At 69.2% G+C, this 25,136-nt stretch carries 18 protein-coding genes; 9 read left to right on the top strand and 9 right to left on the bottom strand.

Going from position 1 to position 25,136, the window contains the following annotated elements; genetic code table 11:
* The first annotated feature begins 68 nt into the window (after positions 1-68).
* The 3 genes from QHF83_RS11390 (at position 69) to QHF83_RS11380 (ending at position 4,306) form a co-directional block, all read left to right on the top strand.
* On the top strand, positions 69-869 hold the full coding sequence (locus QHF83_RS11390) for a tRNA(His) guanylyltransferase Thg1 family protein (protein ID WP_282417815.1): 801 nt from the start codon (positions 69-71) through the stop codon (positions 867-869).
* A 63-nt stretch (positions 870-932) separates the two neighbouring features.
* On the top strand, positions 933-2,867 hold the full coding sequence (locus QHF83_RS11385) for a tetratricopeptide repeat protein (protein WP_282417814.1): 1,935 nt from the start codon (positions 933-935) through the stop codon (positions 2,865-2,867).
* On the top strand, positions 2,864-4,306 hold the full coding sequence (locus QHF83_RS11380; protein WP_282417813.1) for a hypothetical protein: 1,443 nt from the start codon (positions 2,864-2,866) through the stop codon (positions 4,304-4,306). Before QHF83_RS11385 ends, QHF83_RS11380 begins: the two co-directional genes overlap by 4 nt.
* A gap of 24 nt (positions 4,307-4,330) precedes the next feature.
* On the opposite strand, the gene QHF83_RS11375 is transcribed toward QHF83_RS11380, so the two are convergent.
* Positions 4,331-5,209 carry a class I SAM-dependent methyltransferase gene (locus tag QHF83_RS11375; RefSeq protein WP_282417812.1) on the bottom strand — a complete coding sequence of 293 codons (879 nt, stop codon included), beginning with the start codon at positions 5,207-5,209 and terminating at the stop codon, positions 4,331-4,333.
* 76 nt (positions 5,210-5,285) lie between these two features.
* On the opposite strand from QHF83_RS11375, the gene QHF83_RS11370 reads away from it, so the two are divergent.
* On the top strand, positions 5,286-5,702 hold the full coding sequence (locus tag QHF83_RS11370; RefSeq protein ID WP_282417811.1) for a VOC family protein: 417 nt from the start codon (positions 5,286-5,288) through the stop codon (positions 5,700-5,702).
* An 830-nt stretch (positions 5,703-6,532) separates the two neighbouring features.
* Here the strand turns inward: QHF83_RS11370 and QHF83_RS11365 are convergent.
* Both QHF83_RS11365 and QHF83_RS11360 read right to left on the bottom strand, forming a co-directional pair.
* Positions 6,533-7,048, bottom strand: coding sequence for an N-acetyltransferase (locus QHF83_RS11365; RefSeq protein ID WP_282417810.1), 516 nt, complete (start codon positions 7,046-7,048; stop codon positions 6,533-6,535).
* Positions 7,049-7,100: 52 nt separating this feature from the next.
* Complete coding sequence (locus QHF83_RS11360) at positions 7,101-8,114, bottom strand: NAD-dependent epimerase/dehydratase family protein (protein WP_282417809.1); 1,014 nt, start codon at positions 8,112-8,114, stop codon at positions 7,101-7,103.
* An 88-nt stretch (positions 8,115-8,202) separates the two neighbouring features.
* Here QHF83_RS11360 and QHF83_RS11355 point away from each other — a divergent pair, with 88 nt between their 5' ends.
* The 3 genes from QHF83_RS11355 (at position 8,203) to QHF83_RS11345 (ending at position 12,353) form a co-directional block, all read left to right on the top strand.
* The gene (locus tag QHF83_RS11355) at positions 8,203-9,825 is read left to right on the top strand and encodes a DUF4419 domain-containing protein (protein ID WP_282417808.1); all 1,623 of its coding nucleotides are present in this window, start codon (positions 8,203-8,205) and stop codon (positions 9,823-9,825) included.
* 340 nt (positions 9,826-10,165) lie between these two features.
* On the top strand, positions 10,166-10,498 hold the full coding sequence (locus QHF83_RS11350; RefSeq protein ID WP_282417807.1) for a hypothetical protein: 333 nt from the start codon (positions 10,166-10,168) through the stop codon (positions 10,496-10,498).
* A gap of 73 nt (positions 10,499-10,571) precedes the next feature.
* On the top strand, positions 10,572-12,353 hold the full coding sequence (locus QHF83_RS11345; RefSeq protein ID WP_282417806.1) for a hypothetical protein: 1,782 nt from the start codon (positions 10,572-10,574) through the stop codon (positions 12,351-12,353).
* 1 nt (position 12,354) lies between these two features.
* On the opposite strand, the gene QHF83_RS11340 is transcribed toward QHF83_RS11345, so the two are convergent.
* Complete coding sequence (locus QHF83_RS11340) at positions 12,355-13,377, bottom strand: DUF2804 domain-containing protein (protein WP_282417805.1); 1,023 nt, start codon at positions 13,375-13,377, stop codon at positions 12,355-12,357.
* A 105-nt stretch (positions 13,378-13,482) separates the two neighbouring features.
* Between QHF83_RS11340 and QHF83_RS11335 the strand changes: the two genes are divergently transcribed.
* The gene (locus QHF83_RS11335; protein ID WP_282417804.1) at positions 13,483-14,772 is read left to right on the top strand and encodes an Hsp70 family protein; all 1,290 of its coding nucleotides are present in this window, start codon (positions 13,483-13,485) and stop codon (positions 14,770-14,772) included.
* 4 nt (positions 14,773-14,776) lie between these two features.
* On the opposite strand, the gene QHF83_RS11330 is transcribed toward QHF83_RS11335, so the two are convergent.
* Genes QHF83_RS11330 through QHF83_RS11315 form a run of 4 tightly spaced genes read right to left on the bottom strand, consistent with a single transcriptional unit; the run spans position 14,777 to position 21,776 of the window.
* Complete coding sequence (locus QHF83_RS11330) at positions 14,777-15,805, bottom strand: hypothetical protein (protein WP_282417803.1); 1,029 nt, start codon at positions 15,803-15,805, stop codon at positions 14,777-14,779.
* Positions 15,802-16,365, bottom strand: coding sequence for a hypothetical protein (locus QHF83_RS11325; RefSeq protein ID WP_282417802.1), 564 nt, complete (start codon positions 16,363-16,365; stop codon positions 15,802-15,804). Before QHF83_RS11325 ends, QHF83_RS11330 begins: the two co-directional genes overlap by 4 nt.
* A gap of 35 nt (positions 16,366-16,400) precedes the next feature.
* Positions 16,401-17,987, bottom strand: a complete 1,587-nt coding sequence (locus QHF83_RS11320) for a VCBS repeat-containing protein (protein ID WP_282417801.1) — start codon at positions 17,985-17,987, stop codon at positions 16,401-16,403.
* Between the two features lie 15 nt (positions 17,988-18,002).
* A complete protein-coding gene (locus QHF83_RS11315; RefSeq protein ID WP_282417800.1) occupies positions 18,003-21,776 on the bottom strand; it encodes a serine/threonine-protein kinase in 3,774 nt (1,257 codons plus the stop codon).
* A gap of 170 nt (positions 21,777-21,946) precedes the next feature.
* Between QHF83_RS11315 and QHF83_RS11310 the strand changes: the two genes are divergently transcribed.
* A complete protein-coding gene (locus QHF83_RS11310) occupies positions 21,947-23,854 on the top strand; it encodes a sigma 54-interacting transcriptional regulator (RefSeq protein WP_282417799.1) in 1,908 nt (635 codons plus the stop codon).
* Here the strand turns inward: QHF83_RS11310 and QHF83_RS11305 are convergent.
* Positions 23,766-24,593 carry a HAMP domain-containing sensor histidine kinase gene (locus QHF83_RS11305; RefSeq protein WP_282417798.1) on the bottom strand — a complete coding sequence of 276 codons (828 nt, stop codon included), beginning with the start codon at positions 24,591-24,593 and terminating at the stop codon, positions 23,766-23,768. The genes QHF83_RS11310 and QHF83_RS11305 overlap by 89 nt on opposite strands.
* Positions 24,594-25,136 lie beyond the last annotated feature (543 nt).

Raw genomic sequence — 25,136 nt, 5'->3', positions numbered from 1 at the left:
ACGGCCTCGCCGGGATCGCATGCAGGATCTTCGCGACGTCGCGCTGCGGCTGCTACCCTGGCCGCGCCATGAAGTTCGACGATCTCGAAGCGAAGATGCGGATCTACGAAACCGCGCACGACCACCAGGTCCTTCCGGGGATCTACATGGTCGCGCGGCTCGACGGCCGCAGCTTCACCAAGCTCGTTCGCGAGCGCAAGCCGTTCGAGGCGCCCTTCGACGTCCGCGTCCGCGACATGATGGTCGAGACGACCAAGCACCTCATGGATTGCGGATTCCCCGTGGTCTTCGGCTACACGCAGAGCGACGAGATTTCCCTCTTGTTTCGCCGCGACACGGACGTCTTCGGCCGCAAGCTGCGCAAGTACGAGTCGATCCTGGCCGGCGAGGCGAGCGCCAGGTTCGCGCGGCTCCTCGACGATCACGCGGCCTTCGACGCCCGGATCTCGCAGCTGCCCACCGAGCAGGACGTGGTCGATTACTTCCGCTGGCGGCACGAGGACGCGCACCGCAATGCGCTCAGCGGACATTGTTACTGGCTGCTCCGATCGCAGGGGCTCACGGATCGCGCGGCGACGCGGCAGCTCGAAGGGCAGTCGGTGTCGGCTCGGAACGAGTTCTTGTTCCAGAACGGGATCCAGTTCAACGACCTGCCGGCGTGGCAAAAACGCGGCGTGGGGCTCTATTACCACGACGTCGAGCACGTCGGCCGCGACGGGCGCGATGGAAGCCCCGTGGTCACGACGCGGCGCCGGATCCACGTGGATTTCGAGTTGCCGCTGGGGCTTTCGTACACGACGTTCGTTCGGCAGCGGATCGAGGAGGCGACGCCGGCGAAGGCGGTCCGCGACGACCAAGCATCCGGCTGATCGAGCACGACGCTCACGTTCGTCGCTTGACAGCCGGGCACGGCGAGCGGTCCGATGAGGGGTATGCCTCGCTCGGCTGCTTCGCTCCTCCTCGGCCTCGCTCTGCTCGCGCCTGCCGCGTGTGGAGGAAATGCGCCGCAGGAGCCGGCGCCCAGAGCGGCCACGAGCACCGCCGCGGGCGCCTGCGATGCCACGAGCGAGGGCGCTTGCAAGGCGGCATGCGACGGCGGGAACGCGGCCTGCTGCGAGCGCCTCGGGGACCTCGTGCTGCAGGATCGCGACCGCGGGCCTTCGCGGGCCCTCGCCGCGTCGGAGGCATTCGGCAAGGCGTGCAGCGGGGGGCGCGCGCGCGGCTGCCAGAAGCGCTCTCGCCTCGTGCTGTACGGTTTTCCCGGGGCGGTCGACGCCGACCCCGGAGAAGCCGTGGCCCTCGCGCGCCGCGCCTGCGACGGCGACGACCCTGCGGGCTGCGGCGATCTCGGACGGATGTTCCTCCACGGCATCGGCGTCGACATCGACGAGCAGCGCGGGGCCCCGCTGCTCGCGCGGGCCTGCGACGAGGGCGACGGCGCGAGCTGCGACGTGCTCGGCATCGCGCTGCTCTTCGGCATCGCCGTCACGCCCGATTCCGAGCGCGCAGAGGAGCTCTTCGTCAAGGCGGCGCAGGTGAGCGAGAAGGGCTGCGCGGCCGGGGATCCGCGCGCTTGTCTTTCGCTCGGAAAGGCGCTCGTCCTCGGACGTGGCGTGCGGCGGGACCATGTGCGCGCCGTGGCGATCTTTCAGCGCGCCTGCACGGCGGGGTTTGCCGACGGATGCGACTGGCTGAGCATGGCCTATACGTACGGCGTCGGCGTCCCGCTCGACGCGCCCCGCGCCCGCGCCCTCGCCGAGCAGAGCTGCAAGGAGGGCAGCCCCCACGGCTGCGGTACGCTCGGCACCCTCCTCATCGAGGGCGTGGGCGGCGCGCGGGATGCCGAGGAAGGGGCCGCGGCCGCGCGGCGCGGCTGCGACGCCGAGCCCTCGGCCTGCATTTACCTCGCCTCGGCGTACGACAAGGGCGCGGGCGTGCCCAAGGATGCGCAGAAAGCAGCTTCGCTCCTCCGGCGCGCGTGCGCCGCCGGCGACGTGCACGCGTGCACGGCGCTCGGGCTCTTCATGGTGCAGGGCGAAGGCATCGCGATGGACAAGCGGGGCGGTTACGCGTTCGTCTCCGCGGCGTGCGACGCGCGCCTGCCCGACGCCTGCGCGGTGCTCGGCAAGCTCATCCAGAAGGGAACGACGGCCGCGCCGGATCCGACGCGCGCGCTCGCGCTCTTCCAGGAGAGCTGCGAGGTGGGCTCACCGACCGGCTGCGAGCAGGCGGGCATCGTGTACGCCGAGGGGAAGGGGACGGCGCGGGACGACGCGCGCGCGGCCGAGCTCTTTCGCCGCGCGTGCGACGGCCATCGAGAGAGCGCGTGCCTCGAGCTCGGCCTCTTCCGCGCCGAGGGGCGCGGCGGCCCGCGCGACGAGGCCGCGTCCACCGCGCTCCTCCAGAAGGCGTGTGAAGCCAAGATCGACCTCGGCTGCTCGCTCGTCGCGGCGAAGCCAGCCGATCGCGCCGCCCTTCGCGCCAGACACCGCACGAAGGTCGAGGAATGCAATGCGCTCATCGAGGTCATCAACACGGGCGTCGAGGACCTCGAGAAGGCGCCGGGCCCGGACGCTGCCAACGATCCCACGGGCGCGCGCGCGCTTCGCAGCATGGCCGACGTGATGGATCGCGTGGAGAAGCAAGCGGCGGGCGTCCGCCTCACGGTGCCCAAGCTCGTCCAGTTCAACGCGGATTATCGCAGCATGACCGGCGCCGTCGCGAAGGCCGCGCGCGCCATGGCGAAGGCCGCGGACGCGAAGGACGTCGCCGCCATCAACGCCGCGCAGGCCGACCTCGACAAGGCGGCCAAGCAAGAGGATCCGATCGTCGAGGCCATCAATGCTTTTTGCCAGGAAAAACCATGATCTTTCGACCTCGAATCATCTCGCTCGCCGCCCTCTCCGCGCTCGCGCTCTCGTGTAGCAAGTCGACCCCGACGCCCGAAAAAGAGGCGACGAGCACGCCGAGCGCCGCGCCCATCGCCCCGAGCGCGAGCGCCGTGTCTACCGAGCGCGAGCCGCCGAAGAAGACGATTCCCACGCTCGTCCCCGAGCCGTTCGAGGCCACGAGGATGCTCTCCGTGGACCTCTTCGCCGTCGAGGGCGCGCTCCTCGTCACCGAGGGCCTGCGCGTCGGCCGCATCGTCGAAGAGCGCGTCGAATGGATCGGGAGCATCCCGGACGGCAACGAATCCCTCGGCGGCAATCGTATCTCTTCCGTGCACGGCTACTGGCCGGACGGCGTCGACGTCCTGTACACGACGAACAATGGCCGCGCGCTGATGCCCACGCTCTTTCCGCTCACCGGAAAGGGCGTGGAGCGCAGGTTCGGCCCGGGGGGCGGGCTCGGGTGGATCAATGGCACGACGCGGCTCGGCAAGACGACGCTCGTGGCGGGGTACGACGGGGAAGGGGGCCACCGGATCGAGACCGTCCGAGGGCCGACGTGGGTGCTCAAACCGCTCGACGCCGAGAAGGGCGGTTGCAAGGAAGACGAAGTGCGAAAGGCCTGGGGCAACGACGCGGCGCTCGCGCTCCCGCCCCGCGCCATCGCCGGGACCGAGGCCGGTACGCTCGTGACGCTCGGAAACCTCTGCGAGCGGGAGAAGACCCCGGCCGCGGAGGTCTGGGATGAGCCGGGCAAGTCACGCATCGTCGAGCTCGGCAGCATGGTGAAGGATCTCGGCTACTTCCCCAAGATCCTCCGGGGCAAGGGGGACGACCTCTGGGTCGAATCCACGCCGGTGCTCCATTACAACGGCGGGAAATTCGAGGCCTTGCCGGGTCTCGACAAACCCATCCGGGACCTCTTCGTCTCGCCGAGCGGCAAGCTCCATGGCATCGCGGGCCGGTCGATCGTCCGCTACGACGAGGGCAAATGGACGACGATCGCGAATTTCCCCCAGCCCATGCGTTTTTCCACGATCGCGATGGATGAAAAGGAGACGATCTGGGTCTCGTACAGCGGCGTGTCCCGGCTGCGCGAGACCGAGAGCGCCGAAGCCGCGGACGATTGCAAGACGCCGTTCGTGTACCTGTACGAGGTGTCCTGGAAAAACGACGCGAAGTACGCCTATCCCACGACCGCGAAGGCGCTCTCCACGTTCCCGGCCGTCGCCGATCTCGGGCTCGTCGAGTATTACGAGGACGGCCGGCGTCTCGGCGTGACGGTGAAGAGCAAGGAGCAAGCCGAGGCCGTCATCGCCCACGTCAAGGCGAACATGAAGGACGAGCACCCCGAGCTCATCTGTTACGCCCCGCGAAGCCCCCGGGTCATCGAGATCAAGGCCGCGAAATCGAAATGAGGAGCGCTCGGGGTCGCCCGCGCCTCACGACGCGCGCGGGCATCCCGTGAAGTAAAGCGCCGACCCTGCGACGCCTGCGTCCCACGTGTAGGCGTCGCCGCCGGGCACGGAGCGCGCGATCACGAGCAGCTCGTCGGGCGTGTAGGCGCGAACCGCGGACACCGTGCCGTCCCACGCCACGAGCGCCGGAATCAGCGGGACGAGGTACGTGAGCGCCCAGCGCGACGCCCGCAGCGGGCGCACGAAGGGGACGAGGACGAACGAGCCAACGAACAGAGTGGCCATGTTGACCCCCATCGCGACCGGCGCGAGCACGGTCGGCAGCCCTCGGATCGTCTTCGAGGCCGCGACGTCGAAGAACCCGAGCGGCTTTCCATCACGCACGATCGAGGCGACGAGCGCCGTGACGGCCTCGGGCGGGAAGTGGTGCAGCGCGCCCCACATGGTGCGCACGCCGTCGAGCTCGGGCGGGACCGCGAGGGCGTCGACAGGCTCTTCGCGGTAGACGAGCCTGGGGTCGTTTCTCTCGGCGACACGCGCGCGGCCGGCATCGTTCGGGTACCGGTCCGTCAGGACGAACCGCACGTCCTCGCGCCCCGCGTCACGCAGCGCGCGGATCGCGTAGAGCGCGCCGCCGCCGCCGCCCGAGCAGACGTCGATCACCTGCGTGCTGCCGGTGCGATCGAGCAGGGCCTCGAGCTTCGGCACGACGCCGCGGTAAAACCCCACGCGATCGAAGGCCAAATCGAGCAGATCCGTGCCGCCGTCGCGGATGGCAGCGGGCATCCAGGGGAGATCCTCGAGCTCGACGAGTTGCATGCGGCGCATGCGCGCGATGATGGGGGTGCCCGCGCGGCGCATCAAGGCCCCGAGCGCCCGCCCGCGCCCCGTCCGAACGGCCATCGAAAAAAAGTGCAGGCGACCGATGAGTCTTCGCCGCCGCGGCAGTCCATGCCCCAGAACCCTCATGGAGGCACCGATGAACGAGCTCGACACCTACCTCTTTTTCGATGGCAACTGCGCCGAGGCGATGCGCTTCTACGAGCGCACGTTCGGCGGCAAGATCGAGTTCATGATGAAGTTCGACGAGGGGCCGGCCCCATGTCCCGAGGGCGGCGCCGGGCGCATCATGCACGCGAGCCTCACCGTCGGCGCGCGCCGGCTGCTCGCGTCCGACACCGTGCCGAAGTATCCCCACGAGGGCTTCAAAGGTTTTTCCGTTTCGCTGGGCTTCCCGACGAAGGCCGAGGCGCAGCGGGTCTTCGACGCCCTGGCCGACGGCGGCAAGGTGATGATGCCGCTCGAGAAGACATTCTGGAGCGAGGCGTTCGGCATGGTGACGGACCGCTTCGGCGTCCCCTGGATGATCGGCGGCGGCGAGCACACCAAAGCCTGACCCTCGCGAGGGCGGGGGAGCGCGGGGCGTCGCCCCGCACCCCAGCAGGGGGCTGTCCGCCCCCTGCACCCCGGACCAGGCACGGCCTGGACCGAAGGCCGAGAAACCGCGCGATGCGCGGTTTCTCGGACGGGGCCAAGGCAAGACCCGGAGCGGCGTTGCCAGTCGAGGCGGCAGCGCTGCCTCAGCCTCGAGCAGACCTCCACCGCGTCCACGTCTCTGTAAACGACGTCGTCGTAGCCCTTCCCCTCGCGCGTCCTCATCCTGCTTCGTCCACGAGGACGTGCGCCCCCCTGGGCGTGCTCTCGCTCATCGCGCACGAGCACGTGCGCCTCCCCGGGCGTCCTCACCCTCTCCGGGCACGAGCACGTGCGCCTCCCCGGTCGTCCTCATCCTCTCCGGGCACGAGCACGTGCGCCTCCCCGGTCGTCCTCATCCTCTCCGGGCACGAGCACGTGCGCCTCCCTGGGCGTCCTCATCCTCTCCGGGCACGAGCACGTGCGCCTCCCCGGGCGTCCTCATCCTCTCCGGGCACGAGCACGTGCGCCTCCCTGGGCGTACTCATCCTCTCCGGGCACGAGCACGTGCGCCTCCCTGGGCGTCCTCACCCTCCACCGGGCCGGTGGGACCGCGTTGCCAGCCGAAAGGGCAGCGCGGCTGTCTCGATGGGCAGGGGTTCCTCGGCTGTTCGATGAACTGCGCATCGCGCAGTTCATCGACCCCGGGTCCAGCCCCTGGCTGGTCCGGGTCCAGGGGCGGATAGCCCCTGGTGGGGTCTGGGGCAACGCCCCAGCGAAACGGCCCCCGCGCGAGCCCCTACGAATCGATCCTCAAACGGCGCCGAACTCGGGCCGGTAGCGGACCACGCCGGGCCGCATGCCGAGAAAACCCGGGCGTAGCTCGAGCGCCATGAAGGCCTCGTCGTGCCCAGGCACCTCCCAGTGCAACCCGAATCGCGCGGCGGGCTCGAATCCGAAGCGCGGATAATACGCGAGATGACCGAGCACGACGACCGCGCCGTGCCCGGCTCCCCGCAGCCGTTCGAGCCCCTCGTGAACGAGCACGCTGCCGATGCCTTTCCGGTGCAATTCGGGCAACACGGCCATCGGAGCGAGCCCTTGCGCGACATCGCGGCCGTCATCTCGGTCGATTACCACGGGCGAAAACAGGATGTGGCCGACGACGCGCCCGTCTTGCTCCGCGACGAGCGAAAGCGTGATGGCCTCGGATTGGCGGAGCGCATCGACGAGCGACGCCTCCTCGGGGCGGCCGAAGGCGCATTCGTTCACGTGGCGCACGGCGGCGATGTCGGCGGGGAGCTCGGGGCGCACGAGGAGGGGGCTCACGGGGGCGAGCATTGCGCAAGAAAGGAACGTTTGCAACCGCCGGCCGCGCAGGCTACTGCGGCTGTTCGAGGGATCCCAGCGCGGCCAGAATTCGCTGCTCCTTGTCTTCGTCGATGCCGAGCTTGGGCAGCTCGGGCCGGGGCCGCGCTTGCCAGCCCGCGCGCATCAGCGCCCACGTGTCCGCGATCGTCTCGATCATCGGACGACAACGAAGCCCGAGCCGTTCGGCGCGCGGGACGGCCATTTGCCACGCGGCGCCGCATTCCGCGTTCATCGGCGCCCAGATCGGTAGCTCGCTCCACGGCTTGACGTCGTGCGCGAGGAGGAAATCGTCGCGGGCCCACACGAGGCGCGCCGCGCTCTCCGTGACCTTCGCGCATTCCGAAAGGAGAGACCCGAACGTCGGATGGCCCGGAGGTCCGGCGACATTGAGCACGCCTCCTTCGCCGCGCTCCAGGAGGTCCACGGTCAATCTCGCGACGTCACGAACGTCCACGAGCTGCATGGGCACGTCGGGCGACCCCGGCGCGAGCACCTCACCGCCGCGGGCGATCCGCGAAAGCCACCAAGGGAGCCGACCGACGTCCTCGTACGGCCCCACGATCACGCCCAGCCGCAAGAGCAAAGCGGCATCCCCATAATGATCGACGACGGCCCGCTCGCACCCGGCCTTGAGCGTTCCATAATCACCATCATCGGGGCCGGCATCCGGCGCGCAATCGTACACGCGGCTCGTTTCGTCGACAGGGAGCCGCGGCCGATCGACATAGACGGACGCCGACGAGGCAAACGTATACACCGGGGCGACCTCTCGCAGCACGGCTGCCGCCTGGCCGACGACACGCGGCACGTAGCCGCTCGTATCCACCACCGCGTCCCAGCGCCCGGCCCGCAGCCGTTCGAGATCGGCCCGCTCGGTCCGGTCGCCGCGAATCACCTCCACGCCGGGCGGGTCGGTGAAACTTCGGCCGCGGTTGAACGTGGTCACGTGGTGATCACGCCCGAGCGCCTCCGCCACGATCGTCCGACCGAGAAACGCCGTACCGCCGAGAACGAGGATCCGCATGCGGACACCATGCCCCGCCGAGCTCGAAATGCCAAGCTTGGCCACGAGTTCGTTCCAATGCCGCCGAATCATGGGTAGCATGGCAGCCATGAGCGTGACCTTCCTCGTCGACGACGTCGCCCGCGCGACCGAGCCCCTGCCGACGCGCCGGCTCGCCGAGACCCTCGGCGACGCGCTGGCTTTCGGGGGAGACCCGGAGCTTCGCGTGGTCGACCACGGCGCGACGCACGCGCTGCTCGGCGCTGTCCACCTCGCGTTCGCGGAGCACCGGCCGCTCGTGCTCTCGCCCGACGCCGTGTGGTTGACCATCGCGCAGGGCGTCGCGCAGCACGTCCGCCTCCACGCCGAACAGCTACGAACACGGCTCGTCCGGCACACGGGCACGGCGCGGATCGAGGTTCCCTGGGACGGGCCGATGCCGACGGACGCGGCTTCCTGGGTCGGGATCGTCCATTCGTTCCGCGACCGCGTCGCGGACCAGGTCGGCGCCGGACGCGCGCGGCTCTTCGAATGCGATTTTTCCACGAGCACGGAGGTCGATCTCATCGCGAGCCAGGTCGTCCTCCTCGACGCTTACGCTCCCTATTTCGATTATTACCTCGTGTGCATCTGCGGTATCCCGGAGATCACGCTACTCGGCACGCCTGCCGACTGGAAGCGGATCCGCGAGCGCATCGACGTGATCGCGGAGCTCGATCTCGACTTCTGGACCCGCTCCCTCGCGCCGATCTGCGACGAGCTCGTGCGCGCGGCCTCGGGGCAGCCGGATCTCGCATTCTGGCGCCGTATTTACAAGCCCAAGGATGCGTATGGTGGGGACGTGATCACCGGCTGGATCGCGCGGTTTTACCCATACCTGGTCGGGGAGGGCCGCGCGGCCGAGCGGAATCCGCTGCTGGATCTCCCCCTCGACGAGCCGTCGGGCGGCGGCGAGGACCGCTGGTACCAGGGCCCAGGCATTCGCACCCGCGAGGTGCTCGGTCGCCCGTCGACGGTGCGGATTCACGTGGTCGACATGTTCACGAACGAGCGCCACGTCGTCGCCCTCGACGGTGGCGTGACCGCCGTCTCGCAGGACGCCGACGGCCGCCTCGCCCCCGTCTCCGGCTGGGCCTTGCGCCGCAGCAGCCCTGCCATCGGCGAGGTCCTCGAGCGCATCCGCGCCGGGCATCGGTTCGTCCCCGCGCGGGAGCGCGACGACCGCGCCTGGTACAGCCTCGCCGGCCCGGCCGACTTCATGGCCATTTACCATGCATTCGAAGAAGCGACGTTGTTCGCCGAGACGAACCCCTGGAGGCTCCTCCCGCCCGAGGAGCAGCATCGCGTCGTTTTTTCCTTGCCGTACGAGCGCACGACGGACGTCCAGCGCTTCCTCGACCTGCCCGACGGCACGTTCCTCGCAATGACGCGGCACGACGGCGAGGCGCTCCTCGTCCGCGGCCGGATCGACGCGATCGAGCCTCCGCCCCCGCCCAAGGCGAAGGGGGACCCGTATGGCCCCGAATCCATCGAGGTTTTCCCGCAGCAGCGGCGCTCCAGCCAGTCGTTCGAGGAGGTGACGATTCTTCGCCTGCCGCTCGGCGAGGTATTGACCCGAGCCCTCGACAGCGGCGGCGCCACGGAGTTGCCCGAGGACGGTCGATTGCGCGACATCCTCGCGGAGTGGTACTTCCTGCCCCCGCCGCCGCCTCGGAAGAAAAACCGGCGCTGAAAGGCCACTCGAGGCGGAAACACGAACCGCGCGGGCCCGCGACGCCGGGCGCGGGGTCTTTCTGGTCATGGGCGAGCCGCGCGCGACGCTCGTCCGTCCAGCCATTCTCGGGGGACGCGGCCTGAACGAGCCTCGGGGTAGACCCGAGGGCTTCCGCGCGCCGGCGGCGCCGTACGAAAGAAACGTATTCGCCCGATTCGACGCAGGACGTCCAGAGGGGGCACGCTTGACGTCGATCGCCCCCGACGACATGAGATTGCCTGGACGGCGGTTCGGGCGCGCGCGGGCTCGTGCTCCATGCCGCTCGTGGCGTATTTTCATCCGGGCAGGAGATGGTTCGATGTCGACCCGATGCAATCGAGCGAGTGCCCTCGTCTGGATGGGCAGCGTGCTGATCGGGATCGGCATCCTGCTCTCCGTCCTCCAATGGATTTTGACGGCCTACCTGGTGCTCCATGGACGCGCCGATGACGTGCATAGTGGCGTTCTTCCGCGCTCGCTCGACGTGAATGCCCCGATCGGCAGCGGCAAGTGCATCACCATCAGCCACCCAGGCCTCGTCCTCGCGGCGCTCGGCACCATTCATCATGTCGCGGCGGAATGCCTGCTCACGCGATGGGGAGCGCGTACCCTGGTGCGGGTGGTGAGAGCAAGACGCCGCTTGTGGAGGTGAGGCACCTTGATGTGCGGGGTGGGGCACGCGCGCCTCTGGTCCGCGCTCGCCCGATCCCCTATACAGGGTGGCCATGCTGGCCCGCGTCAAGGGATGGCTGACAGACAGGCGTGTCCCGCTGCTCGTCGCGCTTCTCGCGATTCTCCTGCTCCTGCCCACGCTCGGGGCCGGGGCGATCATGGACGATCACGCGCACCGGATGGCGTATCATCCGACGTTCACGCGGCCCGGGGGGCCCCACGGCGACTGGGATCTTTTCCGCTTCCTCGAAGAAGATCCCGCCGCGCTGAAGTACCTCCGCGATCAGGGGATGTGGCCGTGGTGGACCGTCGACGGATCGAAGCTCGCGTTTCTCCGTCCCCTCGCGTCGTTGTGGCACGCGCTCGATTATCGCGTCTGGCCGAACGCGCACTGGTTCATGCACGCCGAGAGCGTCCTCGTATTCGCGGCGACGGCTTTCTTCGCGGCGCACCTCTATCGAAGGCTGCTCGGCGCCACGGTCGCCGCCGGGCTCGCGGCGCTGATCTTCGCGGTCGACGACGCCCATGCGATGGTCATCACCTGGATCGCCAACAGGCACGCGCTCCTCGCGACGCTGTTCGGCGTGCTCGCGCTCGTCGCGCACGATCGTGCTCGCAGGGACGGCTGGAAGCCGGGCGTCTTCCTCGCGCCGCTCGCGCTGCTCGGGGCCATGTTCTCCGGGGAGACCGGGCTCGGCGCGCTCGCGTATCTCTTCGCGTACGCCCTCTTCCTCGATCGCGCGCCCCTGCGATCCCGCGTGGCCGCGCTCCTCCCGCACGTCGGGGCAGCGCTCGTCTGGTTCGTCGCATACAAGCTCGGCGGTTATGGCGCGGCCGGCGGCGCGTTTTACATCGACCCGTTGCGGCAAACGGGCGAGTTCGTCCGCGCGGTCGGCGAGCGTCTGCCCGTGCTCCTCGCCGGGCAGATGGCCGCGCCGCCCGCCGACATGTGGATGCTCTGGCCGCCGACCGAGACCCGGCGCCTCGTGACGATTTGCCTGCTCGTGCTGCTCGTCGTGGGCGGCGGGATCTTCGCCGTGCTGCGCCGCGATCGCAATGCCGCGTTCTTCGCGCTGGGGATGGTGCTCTCCCTGCTGCCGACCTGCGCGGTTTGGCCGGGCGATCGGCTCTTGCTCTTCGCGGGGATCGGGGGATCGGGGCTCGTCGCGTCGATGCTCACGGCCTCGCGGGAACACCTCGGGCGGGCGGCGCGCATGTACGTGGGCGCGGTGGCCGCGGTCCTCGTGCTCTTCCACCTCGTGCTCGCGCCCCTGCTGCTGCCGCTGCGTGCGTGGTCGACGGGATCGATGCTGCACGGCTTCACCGAGCGGGCGATCGCCAGCATGCCCAGATTGGATGGGGCCGAGGGGCGGACGCTCGTGGTGGTGAGCGCGCCCGACAGCGTGATCGTGAGTACGGTCATGGCGGCGTGGGTCAACGAGAATGCACCGTTGCCCTCGGTGCTCCGCGTGCTCTCGACGGCGGTCGCCGGGACGCTGAAGGTCGGCCGCGTGGACGATCGCACGCTGTCGGTGACGCTCTCCGACGGCTTTTTTCGAGATCCGACGGCAACGGTGTTCCGTGACACGGAGAAGTACCCGCTGCGCGTGGGAGACCGCGTCCCGCTCGGGGCCATGGTGGCCGAGATCGTGTCCCTGACCGAGGATGGCAAGTTCCCTTCGCGGATCGATTTTCATTTCGATCGATCGCTGGATGATCCTTCGATGGCGTGGGTCGTCTGGGAGAGAACCCGATTCGTGCCGTTCGTGGTGCCGAAGGTCGGGGAGACGAGCGAGGTGCCCGTGGCTTCGTATCAGGTCGCGATCGGCGGGTGATTCACCAGCGGGCGCGCATCTCCTCGGCCCAGCCGAAGAGACCATCGACGATCACGCGCTCGCCCCCGTCGCCCTTCACCTCGCCGGAAAAACGACCGAAGCATAGATGGAGATCCGCGCCGGCCACGACGAGCGGCACCTTCGTCCGTTTCTCGTGCGCCGGCTGGAAGTCGAGCCGTACCCGATCGGAGTTTTCCGTGATGATCCGCCAGGGCTTGCGGAAATCGCGGCGGTCGTAGTCGAACCGGACGTCTTCACCGATCTTGTGGAGCCGGCCGTCGATACAGATCCCATTTTCGGTCGCCCCCGTCCCATCCGTCCACTTGCCGCCGAATTGCAGGCCGACGACCTTCCCACCGACGATTCCCGACGCCGACGCCCAGTTCCAGACAGAATGCGTGGGCCAGACGCCGCGACCGAAATCGAGGCAACCGAAGGCCTGCTCGTCCGGGCCGATCACCTGCTCGACGCCGTCCACCCGGACGGTCCCGGTCGCGGGGAGCGTGTTTTGCTTCGAGGTGAACTGGAACAACCTCTCGCTCCACGGCACCACGACATTGAGCGTCTCGTGCCCGGGCGGCCGAACCACGAGCACGTCGGCCTGCACCAAGCGCCCGCGGCTCTGGAACCTGGTCACCAGGCGTGTGCCTCGGCTCTCCTCCCGGAACTCCAGCCGGAGCCCGAGCCCATCGAACACGATATCGCCGCCGCCGACCGTGTCGGGCTGCGAGAACCCGAGCGCGAGCGGGACCGGGACGACCCTTTCGAGCTCGCGGCCGGTCTCCAGATCGAGGAGGAGCGCGCTCGCCATGCCGAGGTAGTCGAAGTCCGCGTACGTCAGCGACAGGACGCCGCCCTTCCAGGTGACGCCCCAGTAATCCCAGCGCTTTCTGCGCCCCCAGGGGCCACCCAGGTTGCATCGATGAAGCGGCCGGCGCGACCAACCCTTCGCCTCGGGGTTCAGCCGACCTTCCAGCGTGCAGAGGGCCACGTCGCGGTGGAGCTCGTGAGAAATTCTGCTCATCCGGAGAGCCTCCACGAATTTTCTCATGAACTTTCTAGCTTGTAAAGAGGCTCGCTGGGGGCCATATCCCGGGGCGCGCCAGGCATCCCCCCGGAGAGTCGACCCATGTCCTCACGATTCAAGCCCGAGGTCTACGCCATCGATTTCGGCACCACCAATTCGCTGCTGGCGGCGGCGAACGCCACGTCCACGTGCCCCCCGATCCCCCTCGACGACGCCGCGTCCGACCCGACCATCCTGCGTAGCCTGCTCTTCTTCGGCAAGAACGAGTTCTCGTGCGGCGCGGTGGCCATCCGCGACTTCGTCGCGAGCGGCATGCAAGGGCGGCTCATCCGCTCGATCAAGAAGTTTCTCCCTGATCGCGGCTTCGCCGGAACGCAGATCAACCAGCGCGTCGTCACCATCGAGGATCTGATCAGCCGCTTCTTGCGGATGATGCGGGACCGCGCGAACCGCCATTTCGACGCCGATGTCACGCGCGTGGTGCTGGGGAGGCCGGCCATGTTCTCGCTCGATCCCGAGGAGGACCGGCTCGCCCAGAGCCGGCTCCAACGCGCGGCGCAGAGCGCGGGTTTCTCCGAGGTCGCCTTTTGCCCCGAGCCAGTCGCCGCCGCCCACGATTTCGAGCTCGAGCTCGATCGGCCCATGACCGTCCTCGTCGCCGATTTCGGCGGCGGGACCTCGGATTACACGGTCGTGCGGATGCGGCCGGAGGGCTTCGCGGCCGCGGACGTGCTCTCGCTCGGTGGCGTGTCCGTGGCCGGCGACGCGCTCGACGGGAGCTTGATGCGCCACAAGATCGCGCGCCATTTCGGCGCGGAGGTCACCTACCAGGTCCCGCTCGGCAAGAACCTGCTCACGATGCCGCGCGGGATCATGGAAAAGCTCTGCTCGCCGGCGGACATGGCCGTGCTGCAGCACCGGGACATGCTCGCGTTCCTGCGCGACGTGCAGGCGTGGTCGCTCGGAGAAGACGACCAGAAACGGATGGATCAGCTCCTCTGCCTGGTCGAGGATTCGCTCGCGTTCCAGGTGTTCGAGGCCATCGAACACAGCAAGTGCGCGCTCTCGGAGGTGACGAGGACGCAGTTCGCGTTCGAATATCCGACGATGAACATCCACGAATGGATCACCCGCGACGAGTTCGAGGCCGGCGCCGAGCGCTCGATCGACGCGATCTTGCGGTCGCTCGATCGGACACTCGAAGAGGCTGGGCTCGGCTTCGGGGCGATCGACGTGGTTTGTTGCACCGGAGGGACGGCGCGGGTCCCGCGGCTCGCGCGCGCTCTCGAAGAGCGATTCGGGCAAGGGAAGCTCCGCAAGCTGAGGAGTTTTCATTCGGTCGTGCAGGGGCTCGCGGAGCGGGCGCGGAAGATGGCGCGGGGCCTCGATTGAAGCCTCAGCCGAGGAGGGGGTGCAGCGGGACGAACCCGAGGTAGGCCTTGGCCGCCAAGGGCTCGTCCGGCGCGAGGACGAGCTTGATCCCGAGCGTGGTCGATACGGGGCTCGGGGCGCGATGCTCGGGCAGGGCGAGCCGCGCGTAGGGTGGGAACTGGAGGAGCGCGTCGCGTTTGTCCGGCGTGCACACTCCCCAGGCGACGAGCTCGTCGAGGATCGGGCACCAGCGAGGATCGCCGGGGGGATGATGCAGTTCGATGCCGAGCGTCGGCAGGACACGGTCGCCCATGTCCAGGTGAAAGCCGATCCGCATGTTCGCGGGGACCGTGGCGGCGAGGAGCGGTTCGAGCCGCGGACGCGCTCCGGGCCATTCGATTCGATCGAGATGAGCCGGGAGCTCGTCCCGGGGGATCGTGGCGACGAGGCGGAGCGCCTCGATGCCGCGCGACGCGAGCGGCGCGACGTGAAGGACGCGGCCTCGGCGAGGCAATCGTTCGACGAGACGAGTCATGGTGTCGAATGTCCCGCACGGGAGCGGGCGCCCGAGCAGGAGCGTGGTCGCGCGGTCGAGGATGTCGAGACAACCGGCGCGCCCTCGTTCGTCCTGCTCCTCCGGCGGCTCTTCGTCGCAGATGTGCCGCTCGATGCAGGCGAACGGGAGCGGCTGCCGCGCGGCGACGGAATCCCCGTTCACGTCGAATTCGAGCCACAACGCGGGAATCTCGGTGTGGAGCGGCGACGCGGGATCGACCCATTGTCCGCAAAAATCGAGCACGCCGCGCCACGCCCGCGCATCGAGCGCGGGAGCGCAACGCAGGAGGGCCCGCGGTCCGCCCGAACGCGCGAGCAGATACATCAGGAAATCGACGCGCGGGTTTTCCTCGAGGCGGCATTCGAGGGCGATGCCGGACGCGGCCCTCGGCAGCCCTCGCGTGACGGCCTGGAGCGCGCTCCGGGCAGAGGCCGCAAGCAGTGCCTCCGGGAGAAGCGGCGCGACGAGATGGAGCATCGCGTCGGGCGCGACGATCACCGCTTGCCCCCCTTCGATAGGCCGTGGATCTCGAAGCCGAGTTGGAGGTTCTGCAGCTCCGCCGGCGCCGAACCCTCGTTCCCGCCCTCCCGACGCGGATCCGCGAACGCCCAGTACACGCCGTGGGGTGCATTCGGTGGGAGGGCGAAACGCAGGGTGACCTTTTCCCCGCCGCGCGTGGTCTCCACTCGCCCGATCTGCCCTCGAATGCGGATCTTGCCCTGCCGCAGCTCGCATCGCGTGAACGCGCCCTGAAGCTTGGTCCCGAAAACCGTGAGGAGAAGCTTTCCGTCCCTCCGATGCCAGAAGAAGCCCGTGACCGTTTGTCGGCCGTAGACCCAGGGCAAGGGCGTCGGTGTGATCAGTTGCGTGCTGGATTCGTTGTCACCGAGCTCGTTCGACAGGGCCTCGAGAATGCGACGCCGATCGCTCGACAGCAGGATCTCCTTCTCCTCCGCGGACAGATCCTCCCGCTGGGATACGACCGCGACCGGATCCCGCCGGTATGCCTCCTGGATATCCGGATCCTGCGAAAGGCTCATGACGAACGCGAGCAGCATGAGTACCTCCCCCTATGCATCGAAGAAATGCACCGTCAGCGCGGGCGACGGTAAAAGACGTAATTGGAATCCATCGTGCTCGCGAGGGCGATATCCGGCGCCGACGAATGCGTGTAGCGGACGCGGATGCGCTCGCCGGGCGAAAGGCGTCGCGCGAAGGAGATCCAGTTGTCGCCGGGGACCACCACGTACGCGCCGCGGCCGAGGAGAGCGCCATCGCGGCGTACTTCGAGGATGTCCTCGACGAGCTGGGCCGATAGGGTCAACCCCGCCTGCGGTCTTTCGATGGCGAAGGACTCGACGGTCTCGACGAGAGCGCTCCGATCGAGATCCGCCACGGCAATCGCCTCGCCAACGCCGCACGTGCTGGAGGACCACGCTGGCGTCGACTCGAAGGCGCGCGGCGTCCCGAGAAAGATGACGAGCGGCGCGCCATACCCGTAAAACTGCGGGCCCCAGCGGCTCGCGAGCAGGTCGAGCGCGCCGTCGCCGTTCACGTCGGCGAGGCGGACGCCCGCGCCCCAGCCCGAGGTGTCCGAGGTCCAGATGGGATCGGAGCCGGAAAAAGGCCAGTAGGCCATCAGGCGTGAATCGCTGCCGATGCCGTTCGCGCAACTCCCGGGCGGGGGCGGGCTCGGGTAGAGGTTGCCCACGTATGCGCGGGGCGTCTCCGGCGTACGAGCCGGCGCGAGATCATCCGGCGGCAGGATGTCCTTGTAATGGTCATTGTAGAACGTGACGACTCCACGACGACCGCCGATCATCCCCACGTCGACGAAGAGCGGAAGGCCGCGCTCGACACGCGCGGTCCAGGAGGCCACCGTGTCGAGGTTCACCTTGCCGTCCTCGTCGAGCGCACCCCGGTGAATCGGCAAACCACGCGCGGCGATGAGGAGATCGAGGACCCCGTCGCCGTCGACGTCCGCGAATTTCGGGGTGAGGGCGTGCATGTGAGCGTCGGATTTCCATGCAGGATCGGACGACAGCATGCCTCCGTCGTTTTCATAGATCCGCACCTGTCCGGGCGAGGACACGAGCTCGAAGGCGACCCCGACGGCGAGATCGAGATCGCCGTCCGCGTCGTAATCGCCGAGCGCGGCGCCGAAGCTCGAGAACTTGTCGGCCGTGCGAAAGCTGGGCGTCCGTTCGAGGGTGCCTTCGCGGTTGAAATAGACCTTCGCGTACCCCCGCGTGTCCGCGTCGAGCCAGGGGCCCACGGTGACCGCGACGTCGACGCGTCCGTCGAGATCGATGTCCCCCACGGCGATGCCGGCATGAAAATCCTCGTCGGCGGAGGACCAGCTCGGCTCGCTCGGGAAGCCACCCCGACCGTCGTTCCGATACACGGTCACGGGTCGCCGCGCGAGGTCGTTTCCATTGGCGACGACGAGGTCCTTGTATCCGTCGCCGTCGATGTCCGCGAGGGCGGCCCCGAGCGAATGCATTTTCGCGTCGGCGGAGCGATACCCCGGCTCCGTCGGATAGGGAGGCGCGGCGCGCGGAGGTCGCTTCTCGACGCCGCCTCCGGGCGCGGGCTCACGAGGCGCCGCCCCGAAGAGGGCTCCTACGAGCGCGAAGCACACCATCCCGATCCCGATCCTGGTCGCGGAGCCCCATGCCATTGCGGTCGGTCCCCCTCATTCCGGCGCTTCGATCCCGAGGCCGGGCGCGAAGATCGCTGCCCAGCGGTCGGGCCGCCGCACGCCGAGTTGCGCCATGACCGTATCGGCGACGGTCACGAGCGCGCGCCCGGCATCGCCGCCGGAGAGCTCGCCCTTGCGGCGGCGCGCGCAGGCCGCGTGAAGTGCCATTTCGGCCTCGTCGAAACCACGAATGGCGGCGTCGAGGTGGGCGAGGGCCTCGTCTTCATGCCCGCGGAGCCGCGCCACGGCGGCCCGAAGCAAGGCCGCGGAAGGGGGAGCGTCGGCGCGAATCTCGCGTTCGAGCCGCGACGCGATTCGCTCGGCTTCCCGCGCGAGCCACGCGCGGCGGCGGGGGGGCACATCCCCGGCAATGGCAATCGCGGTGCGCGCGCGGAGAAACAGCATGTCGATCCGGGACGGCTGCACGCGGAGCTGCTGCGACCGGACAATGGCGCCCCACGCTTGCAGGACGCGCCTCCGCGCCATGGCGGCGTGGTCCTCGTAGAGGTCTGCATAGGCCTCGATCCGGAGCGCGTACATGTGCTGCACGTGCATGCCCCCGCGGGTCCAGGACGCGACGCCCTCGCGCACACGGCGACGCGCCTCCTCGACGTCGTCGGCGGCGATTCGCGTGACGGCGGATGCGCTGGACGCGCTGATGGCCGCGAAGAGATTGCCGAGCGACGTGGCCTCGCGATGCCAGGCCGCGGTGCGCTCGGCGAGTTCCTGCAGGCGCCCCATGGCGTCGAGGGCGATGACGGCGACGACGTGCGCCATGTTGTGGTACATCGCGAGATCGAGCCTGCGGCTGCGGAGATGGCGGCCGATGGCGTCATAACGATCGAGCGCCGCTCGCCAGCGCCCTTCGATCATGGTGGTCGCCGCGCCGTACATGGATACGGTCTCCAGGACATCGGGATCGTCGCAGCCGCTCGCGATGTCCGCTGCCCGCGCGAGGAGGCGCGCCCCCTCGGCCACCGCGGACGGTCCGCCTTGCAGGAGCGACAATTGCGCATACGTACCGAGTGCCTGGGCGATCCGCGCGGGTTCGCCGGCGTCGAGCGCGAGATCGAGGCCGCGTATCAAAAACGCGCACGATCGCAGCGGATCGACGTCCGTCAGGGCCATGCTCACCGCCATGCAAACGTCGATCCGGGCGAGCACAGCAGGATCGACATCGGCGGCGTCGTGCGGCTGGAAATCATAGCCACGACGCCGAATTCGAAGAATCCCCCGGAGGGCCATCATGGCGACGCTCACGGTCGTCCTGGGCGGACGCAGGCCAAGCCCAGGGAGGAACGTCGACAGGACGCGGTTGCCCTCGTCCAGGTGCCCGCCTACGAAAAGTTGCTCGATCGCGCGACGTCGCAGATCGAGCGCCTCGCGGGGGGGCGCGCCGTCGGCGCATTCGAGGTAAACCTCGGCCGCTTCCCGGCAACGGCCCGCGTGCGCCAGCGCGTGGGCCCGACGGACCTTGATTTCGTGCGTCGTCTCCGGGGTATCCGCGGGCCCTCCGCGCCCCCAGTCGAGCGCGAGCGCGTAAAGCTCGGCCGCATGGGCGAAGGCCAGCGCCTCGTTCGCCCGGTCGGCCGCAGCGATCGCGTAATGCGCCGCCTTGTACCTTTCTCCAGCACTCTGGAAATGCATCGCGAGCTCCTCCGGTTCGACCTCGGGCGACGTCTCCAGCACGGAAGCCAAGCGCTCGTGTCGCGCGGCAAGCGCAGAGGCGTCGAGCGTGGCGAGGATCGCGTCGCGGAGCCGATCATGGGAGACTTCGCAGCCGGGGCGCTCATGCACGCTGCATACCCTCAGCAATCCTGCCGAGCGCAGAGGCGTCAGGTAAGCGAGCGCTTCGTCGGCGAGCTCGGCAGCCGCGAATGCGATGTCCTGTTCGAGCGGGCGCCCTGCGACCGCCACGATTTCGAGGAGCCGCCTCGAGGGCGCGGGCGCCGCGCTGAGCCTCTCCCGCATCGCCTCGCGCAGATCGACCCGCGGCACGGCGCTTGGCCCGGCCGCGCGGACGTGCCGCGCGAGCTCCTCGATGGAAAAGGGATTGCCCTCCGATTCCCGCAGGATCGCCCGCGCCGTCGCCTCGTCCGCCGAGGGCCCGAGGCGCTCCATTGCGAGCGCGATCGCCTGCTCGTGCGTGAGCGGCCCGAGGTCCACGTCGTGGAGCCGGATCCGGCCTCCCGCCGCGGCGACGAGCTGCCCGAAGCGCGCCACGAATACGCTCCGCTCGACCTCGTCGCTGCGGTGACAGGCGAGCAGGAGCATCGCAGGCGCGTCGGGCGGCGAGAGCAGCTCGAAGAGGAGCTCGGCGCTGTCGACGTCGCCCCATTGCAAATCGTCGATGCAGAGCACGAGCGGGCCGCGCGCGGCGAGGCGCCGGAGGAGGTCCTTGAGCGCCTGAAATGCACGAATACGCGCCCTGGGCGGGTCGATGGCCTCCGCTCGGTCCTCCGCCTGCGGGGCGGGGTCGATGAGCCCGAGCACGGGGAAGATTCGCTCGAGGTCCTCCAGATTCGGCGGAACCAGAGACCGCGTCTCCTCCGGCGGGAGGTTTTTCACGTACCGCGCGAGCGCGTCCACGAGGCTATCGAGCGCCTTGTACGGCACCGATTCGCGATCATGACAGCGGCCGCGAAGGACGATGGTTCCTTCCCAGCGATGGATCGCCGCGAGGAACGTCGATGCGAGCGCGCTCTTTCCCACGCCGGACGCGCCCGTGAGCCGGACGAGCACCGCGGGGCCGGACGAGCTCTCCCGGAATGCCTCGAGGAGCGCCGCCATTTCGCGCTCACGCCCGACGAGGGCGTGCCTTTGCCGGATCTCGACGAGCCGTGGATGCTCGACCTCCGCGGGCGCCTCCGTCACCTTGAGCCGGGCGGCGATCTCCTCGTCCGACGGTCGCCTCCTCGGATCGCCCCGGAGCAGCGCAAGGCAAAGCTCTTCGAGATCCTCGGGCACGTGCTCGGCGAGGATCGACGGAGGAATCGGGCGGGTCGAGAGCTTCGCGCAGAGGACGTCCTCCACGCTGCCCTCGAACGGGAGGTGCCCCGCGAGCGCCTCGTAAAGCATCACGCCCACGCTATACCAATCGCTTTCGCGGCTGCTCGGTTCGCCCAGGATCTGCTCGGGCGCCATGTACGCGGGCGTGCCGACGATGCCCTCGTGCACAGCCGGAAGCTCGCCGGACGGCAAAGGCGAGAGCTCTCGCGCGAGCCCGAAATCGAGGATCACGACCCTGTCGGCCTTCGTGAGGAGCACATTCGAGGGTTTCAGATCCAGGTGCAATACGTCGGCGGCGTGGAGCGCGCGGACGCCACGCACGAGGCGGGAAAACACGAACCGGAGCCGCGCGGCGTCGAGCGGACGCGCGGACGCGCGCGGGACGGCCCCATCCTCGATGTCGCGGGGAGGCTTGCGCCGCACGGTCGACGCGGAGAGGTCACCCGTGCGTTCAGGCACGAAGCCGCTCAGCAAATGTTCGCCTTCGACGAACTCCATCGAGAGCGCCCAGCGGCCCTCGTCGTAGATGAGCTCGTGGAGCATCACGAGGTTCGGGTGCGTGATGTCCGCGAGCACGCGGAACTCCTGCTTGAAGCGGAGCAGCGCCGCCGCGTTGTCCTGGTAGAGGACCTTGAGCGCCACCCGCGCGCCGTACCGGAGGTCGATCGCCTCGTAGACGACGCCGAACCCGCCGGCGCCGAGGCGGCGGAGGATCGAGAATCGTTCGCTCGATTGGTTCTCCTTGCGTGGAGCGCCCATGGTGTACGCGGCGAGGAGGCGCGGCGGTCTTGCCGCCCTATGGTGCCGGCGTGGACGTTCGGCATCCGGTGGACGCCACGAATTTCACGCGGCCACGTCGGCCGGCTCGGCGTCCTTACTTCGCCCATCGACCCGCGCGCGTGGATCGGACAAGATTGCAGGAGACCAACATGGGTTCACGCGCAGCGCAAATCACCGAGACCATGCCTCTCCCGCCTGGCGGACGCGAGGTCGGTGCCGCCATGCGGCAGACGCGCAAATGGCCGACCCTGCTCGTCTACCATCGCGACGGCACCGAGCTCGTCGAGCTCCGGCCCGGCGTCCGGCAAGTCATCGGACGGACGTCCCCGTCCGACGTGCAAATCGACGACGATAGTTTGTCCCGACAGCACGCTTGTTTCACGCTGCTCGAGAGCGGGGGCGTGCGCGTCGAGGATCTCGGCTCGCTGAACGGCACGTGGGTGCAGGGCGAGCGGGTGACGGAGGGCGTCGCGCGGATCGGCGACGAGGTGATGCTGGGGCGCGTGATCATCACGATCGGCGAGCGCGCGCCGGAGGCGAGCCTGCTCGCCGGGCTTTTGAGTTACGAGCGGCTTCGTAGCACGCTCGAAGACGAGGTCGTGCGGGCGCGTTTTTTCGGGCGCAGCGCCGCGATTCTGATGGTGCAGGCCGGCGGCCGCGAGAGCTTGCACGTGAGCCGGTGGCTCTCGCGGGTGCAAGCGGAGCTCCGGCCCATCGACAAGGTGGGGCTTTACAGCCTCGACGCCGTGGCCGTCCTCCTGCCGGAAGCGACGCTCGGGGTCGCCTGCGACCTCGCACAAAGGATCAGCGAGCCCAAGGAGGGCGGCCCAACGCTGCTCGTGGGCGTGGCCGCTTCGCCGGAGACCGCGACGTCCGCGGAAAAGCTCCTCGAAGCTTGCCGCGCAGCCCTGCAACGCGCGGCGCCCGGGCGACCCGTGCATTCGCTGCCGGGCGGACCGTGGACGTGGGGAGGTCCGTCGGGACAACCCAATGCGAGCGAGCAGCCCGTGGTGGAGAGCGCGGCCATGCGCCAGGTCTTCATGACGGTGGCGCGGCTCGCTCGCTCCTCGATCCCCGTGCTTTTGCAGGGGGAGACGGGCACGGGCAAGGAGGTGATCGCGCGGGCGCTGCACGAGCAGAGCGCCCGGCATGCCCGTCCGATGGTATGCGTGAACTGCGGCGCCATTCCGCAGCAGCTCGTCGAGAGCACGCTGTTCGGGTACGAGCGCGGCGCGTTCACGGGTGCGGTCCAGCAACAAAAGGGCATCTTCGAGGCCGCCGAGGGCGGGACGGTGTTCCTCGACGAGGTCGGCGAGCTGCCGCTCGCGGCGCAGGCGGCGCTCCTGCGCGTGCTCGAGACGAGGCGCGTCGCGCGGGTGGGCTCGACGAAGGAAATCGACGTCGACGTGCGGCTCATCGCGGCGACGCACCGGGATCTCGAAGCGATGGCCACGTCCGGCAGCTTTCGATTGGATCTCCTGTTCCGCCTGAACACGATGACGCTGGACATTCCGCCGCTCCGGGAGCGCGTGGAAGAAATCGAGCCGCTCGCGATGCGCTTCCTGCAGCTCGCCAACCAGGCGAACGAGCGCCGGATCCAGCGCATCCAGCCCGACGCGCTCGCCCTTTTGCGGAGCTATCCGTGGTCGGGCAACGTGAGGGAGCTGCGCAACGCGATCGAGCGGGCCGTGGTCATCGCGGAGGGGGACTCGATCTCGGTGCACGACCTGCCCGAGCGCGTGCGCGCGCAAGGGCGGATCGGCTCGCACGCGGCGAAGGAAGTCATCGTCGCGTCCGCGGAGCCCGCCCCGGCGAACGACGCAGGCGGGCTCCGCGCGCGAATGCAAAGTTACGAGGCGCAGGCCATCGTGGAGGCGCTCCGCGCGTCGCAGTGGAACCAGACGGAGGCGGCCCGCAAGCTCGAAATGCCACTCCGGACGCTCGTGCACCGCATGAAGGTGCTCGGCATCAAAAAGCTCGGGTTCGGGACAGCCGAGCCGCTCTCGCAAGCGCACCCGTCCGACGAGGGCGGGAGCGACGACGAACCGGACGAATGAGCCCGAGCGAGCGCGCAGCGTGGGGGGCGTGATCGAGCGCCCGCCGCGTCACGCTGCGCGCGGTCGGGAGCTCGACGATGAACGTCGCGCCTCGTCCAGGCTCGCTCTCGACGCGGATCGACCCGCCGTGCGCCTCCGCGGCCGCACGCGCGATGTAAAGACCGAGGCCGAGGCCGCCGAAGCGCGAGGACGAGACCGCTCGTTCGAATCGCTCGAAGATGCGCGCTTGGTCCTCCTTGGCGATTCCGATCCCGTGATCCTGCACGACGAGCCGGGCTCCGCCCTCCACCTCCGCGACCTCGATGGCCACGGGCCTGCCTTCGCCATAGACGAGCGCATTGCGGACGAGGTGCAAGACGAGCTGCTCGACCAGCATGCGGTCCCATTGCCCGCGAGGCGCGCCGGAGACGCGGATCGTGACGAGCGCGCGGGCGTCCGGGCGCTGCGCCACGCGGTCGACGATGTCGCCGACGAGCGCGGCGAGATCGACGTCCTCGCAGGCGAGCGGGAGCTCGCTCGCCACGATTTGCGTGGCGTGCAGGAGCTCGTCGCAGAGGAGCGCCAGGCGCCCGAGCTGGCGGTCGAAGGTCTCCACCATGGTCGGAATACGCGCCGGGGCCTCCTCGGGGTGCTGCGAGAGGAGGCGCCGCATATGCTGCGCCTGAAGCCGGAGCGCGGTGACCGGGGTCAAGAGCTCGTGGGAGGCGAGCGAGATGAACTCGTCACACGGCGCCCGCATGCAAGGCGGTTTTTGTCGGGCCTCGACGGGGGAGCCCGATCGGGCAGCGAGGGCGGGGGAGGGATGCCGAGCACACATGGTTGGACTCCTCGTCGGTTTTCCCTCGAGCATCGACCGTGCCAGGACACGCATCTCTTTCTTTCGCCGGATCCGCGCGTAACTCGCCATTGATTCGGGCCCGCTCGGTCGCCGTTGCCTTGCGTGGTCAGGCAACGAGCGGCAGACGCCGCCGCCCGTTTGCCGCGACGCGCGCCCAGGCCGGCAGGCACCGAATTCTCCGGCGAAGCGCATCGATGTACGAGCGCGCGGGGTGTGGTTCGCGCCTTGCTCGGGCGCCCCTGAACCAAAACGCGTGACGTGACCCGCGCTGCGGCCGTCACGCGAAGGGAGCCTTCGTGCGTTTTTCGTCCCGCATCGGGGCACGGCTCGGCGCCGTGCTCGCCCTCGCCACGCACGCGCATGCAGCATCCGTCGGAGCGGCCCGGGGCCGCTCCGGTCAAAGCGAGCGCGTGGAGCCATCGAAAAAGGTCGGAGCAGGGAGCC

The organism is Polyangium sp. 15x6 (assembly GCF_029960785.1).
Taxonomy (GTDB): Bacteria; Myxococcota_A; Polyangia; order Polyangiales; family Polyangiaceae; genus Polyangium.
The sequence above is the reverse complement of the archived record's forward strand: the minus strand, read 5'-3'. Positions and strand labels throughout refer to the sequence as shown.

Coding starts and splice junctions, on each gene's coding strand:
- QHF83_RS11305 (WP_282417798.1), bottom strand. CDS start 24,593: ATGCGGGCGCCGTGTGACGAGTTCATCTCGCTCGCCTCCCACGAGCTC.
- QHF83_RS11390 (WP_282417815.1), top strand. CDS start 69: ATGAAGTTCGACGATCTCGAAGCGAAGATGCGGATCTACGAAACCGCG.
- QHF83_RS11375 (WP_282417812.1), bottom strand. CDS start 5,209: ATGGCCGTTCGGACGGGGCGCGGGCGGGCGCTCGGGGCCTTGATGCGC.
- QHF83_RS11345 (WP_282417806.1), top strand. CDS start 10,572: ATGCTGGCCCGCGTCAAGGGATGGCTGACAGACAGGCGTGTCCCGCTG.
- QHF83_RS11340 (WP_282417805.1), bottom strand. CDS start 13,377: ATGAGCAGAATTTCTCACGAGCTCCACCGCGACGTGGCCCTCTGCACG.
- QHF83_RS11350 (WP_282417807.1), top strand. CDS start 10,166: ATGTCGACCCGATGCAATCGAGCGAGTGCCCTCGTCTGGATGGGCAGC.
- QHF83_RS11315 (WP_282417800.1), bottom strand. CDS start 21,776: ATGGGCGCTCCACGCAAGGAGAACCAATCGAGCGAACGATTCTCGATC.
- QHF83_RS11310 (WP_282417799.1), top strand. CDS start 21,947: ATGGGTTCACGCGCAGCGCAAATCACCGAGACCATGCCTCTCCCGCCT.
- QHF83_RS11370 (WP_282417811.1), top strand. CDS start 5,286: ATGAACGAGCTCGACACCTACCTCTTTTTCGATGGCAACTGCGCCGAG.
- QHF83_RS11335 (WP_282417804.1), top strand. CDS start 13,483: ATGTCCTCACGATTCAAGCCCGAGGTCTACGCCATCGATTTCGGCACC.
- QHF83_RS11360 (WP_282417809.1), bottom strand. CDS start 8,114: ATGCGGATCCTCGTTCTCGGCGGTACGGCGTTTCTCGGTCGGACGATC.
- QHF83_RS11320 (WP_282417801.1), bottom strand. CDS start 17,987: ATGGCATGGGGCTCCGCGACCAGGATCGGGATCGGGATGGTGTGCTTC.
- QHF83_RS11355 (WP_282417808.1), top strand. CDS start 8,203: ATGAGCGTGACCTTCCTCGTCGACGACGTCGCCCGCGCGACCGAGCCC.
- QHF83_RS11325 (WP_282417802.1), bottom strand. CDS start 16,365: ATGCTGCTCGCGTTCGTCATGAGCCTTTCGCAGGATCCGGATATCCAG.
- QHF83_RS11380 (WP_282417813.1), top strand. CDS start 2,864: ATGATCTTTCGACCTCGAATCATCTCGCTCGCCGCCCTCTCCGCGCTC.
- QHF83_RS11385 (WP_282417814.1), top strand. CDS start 933: ATGCCTCGCTCGGCTGCTTCGCTCCTCCTCGGCCTCGCTCTGCTCGCG.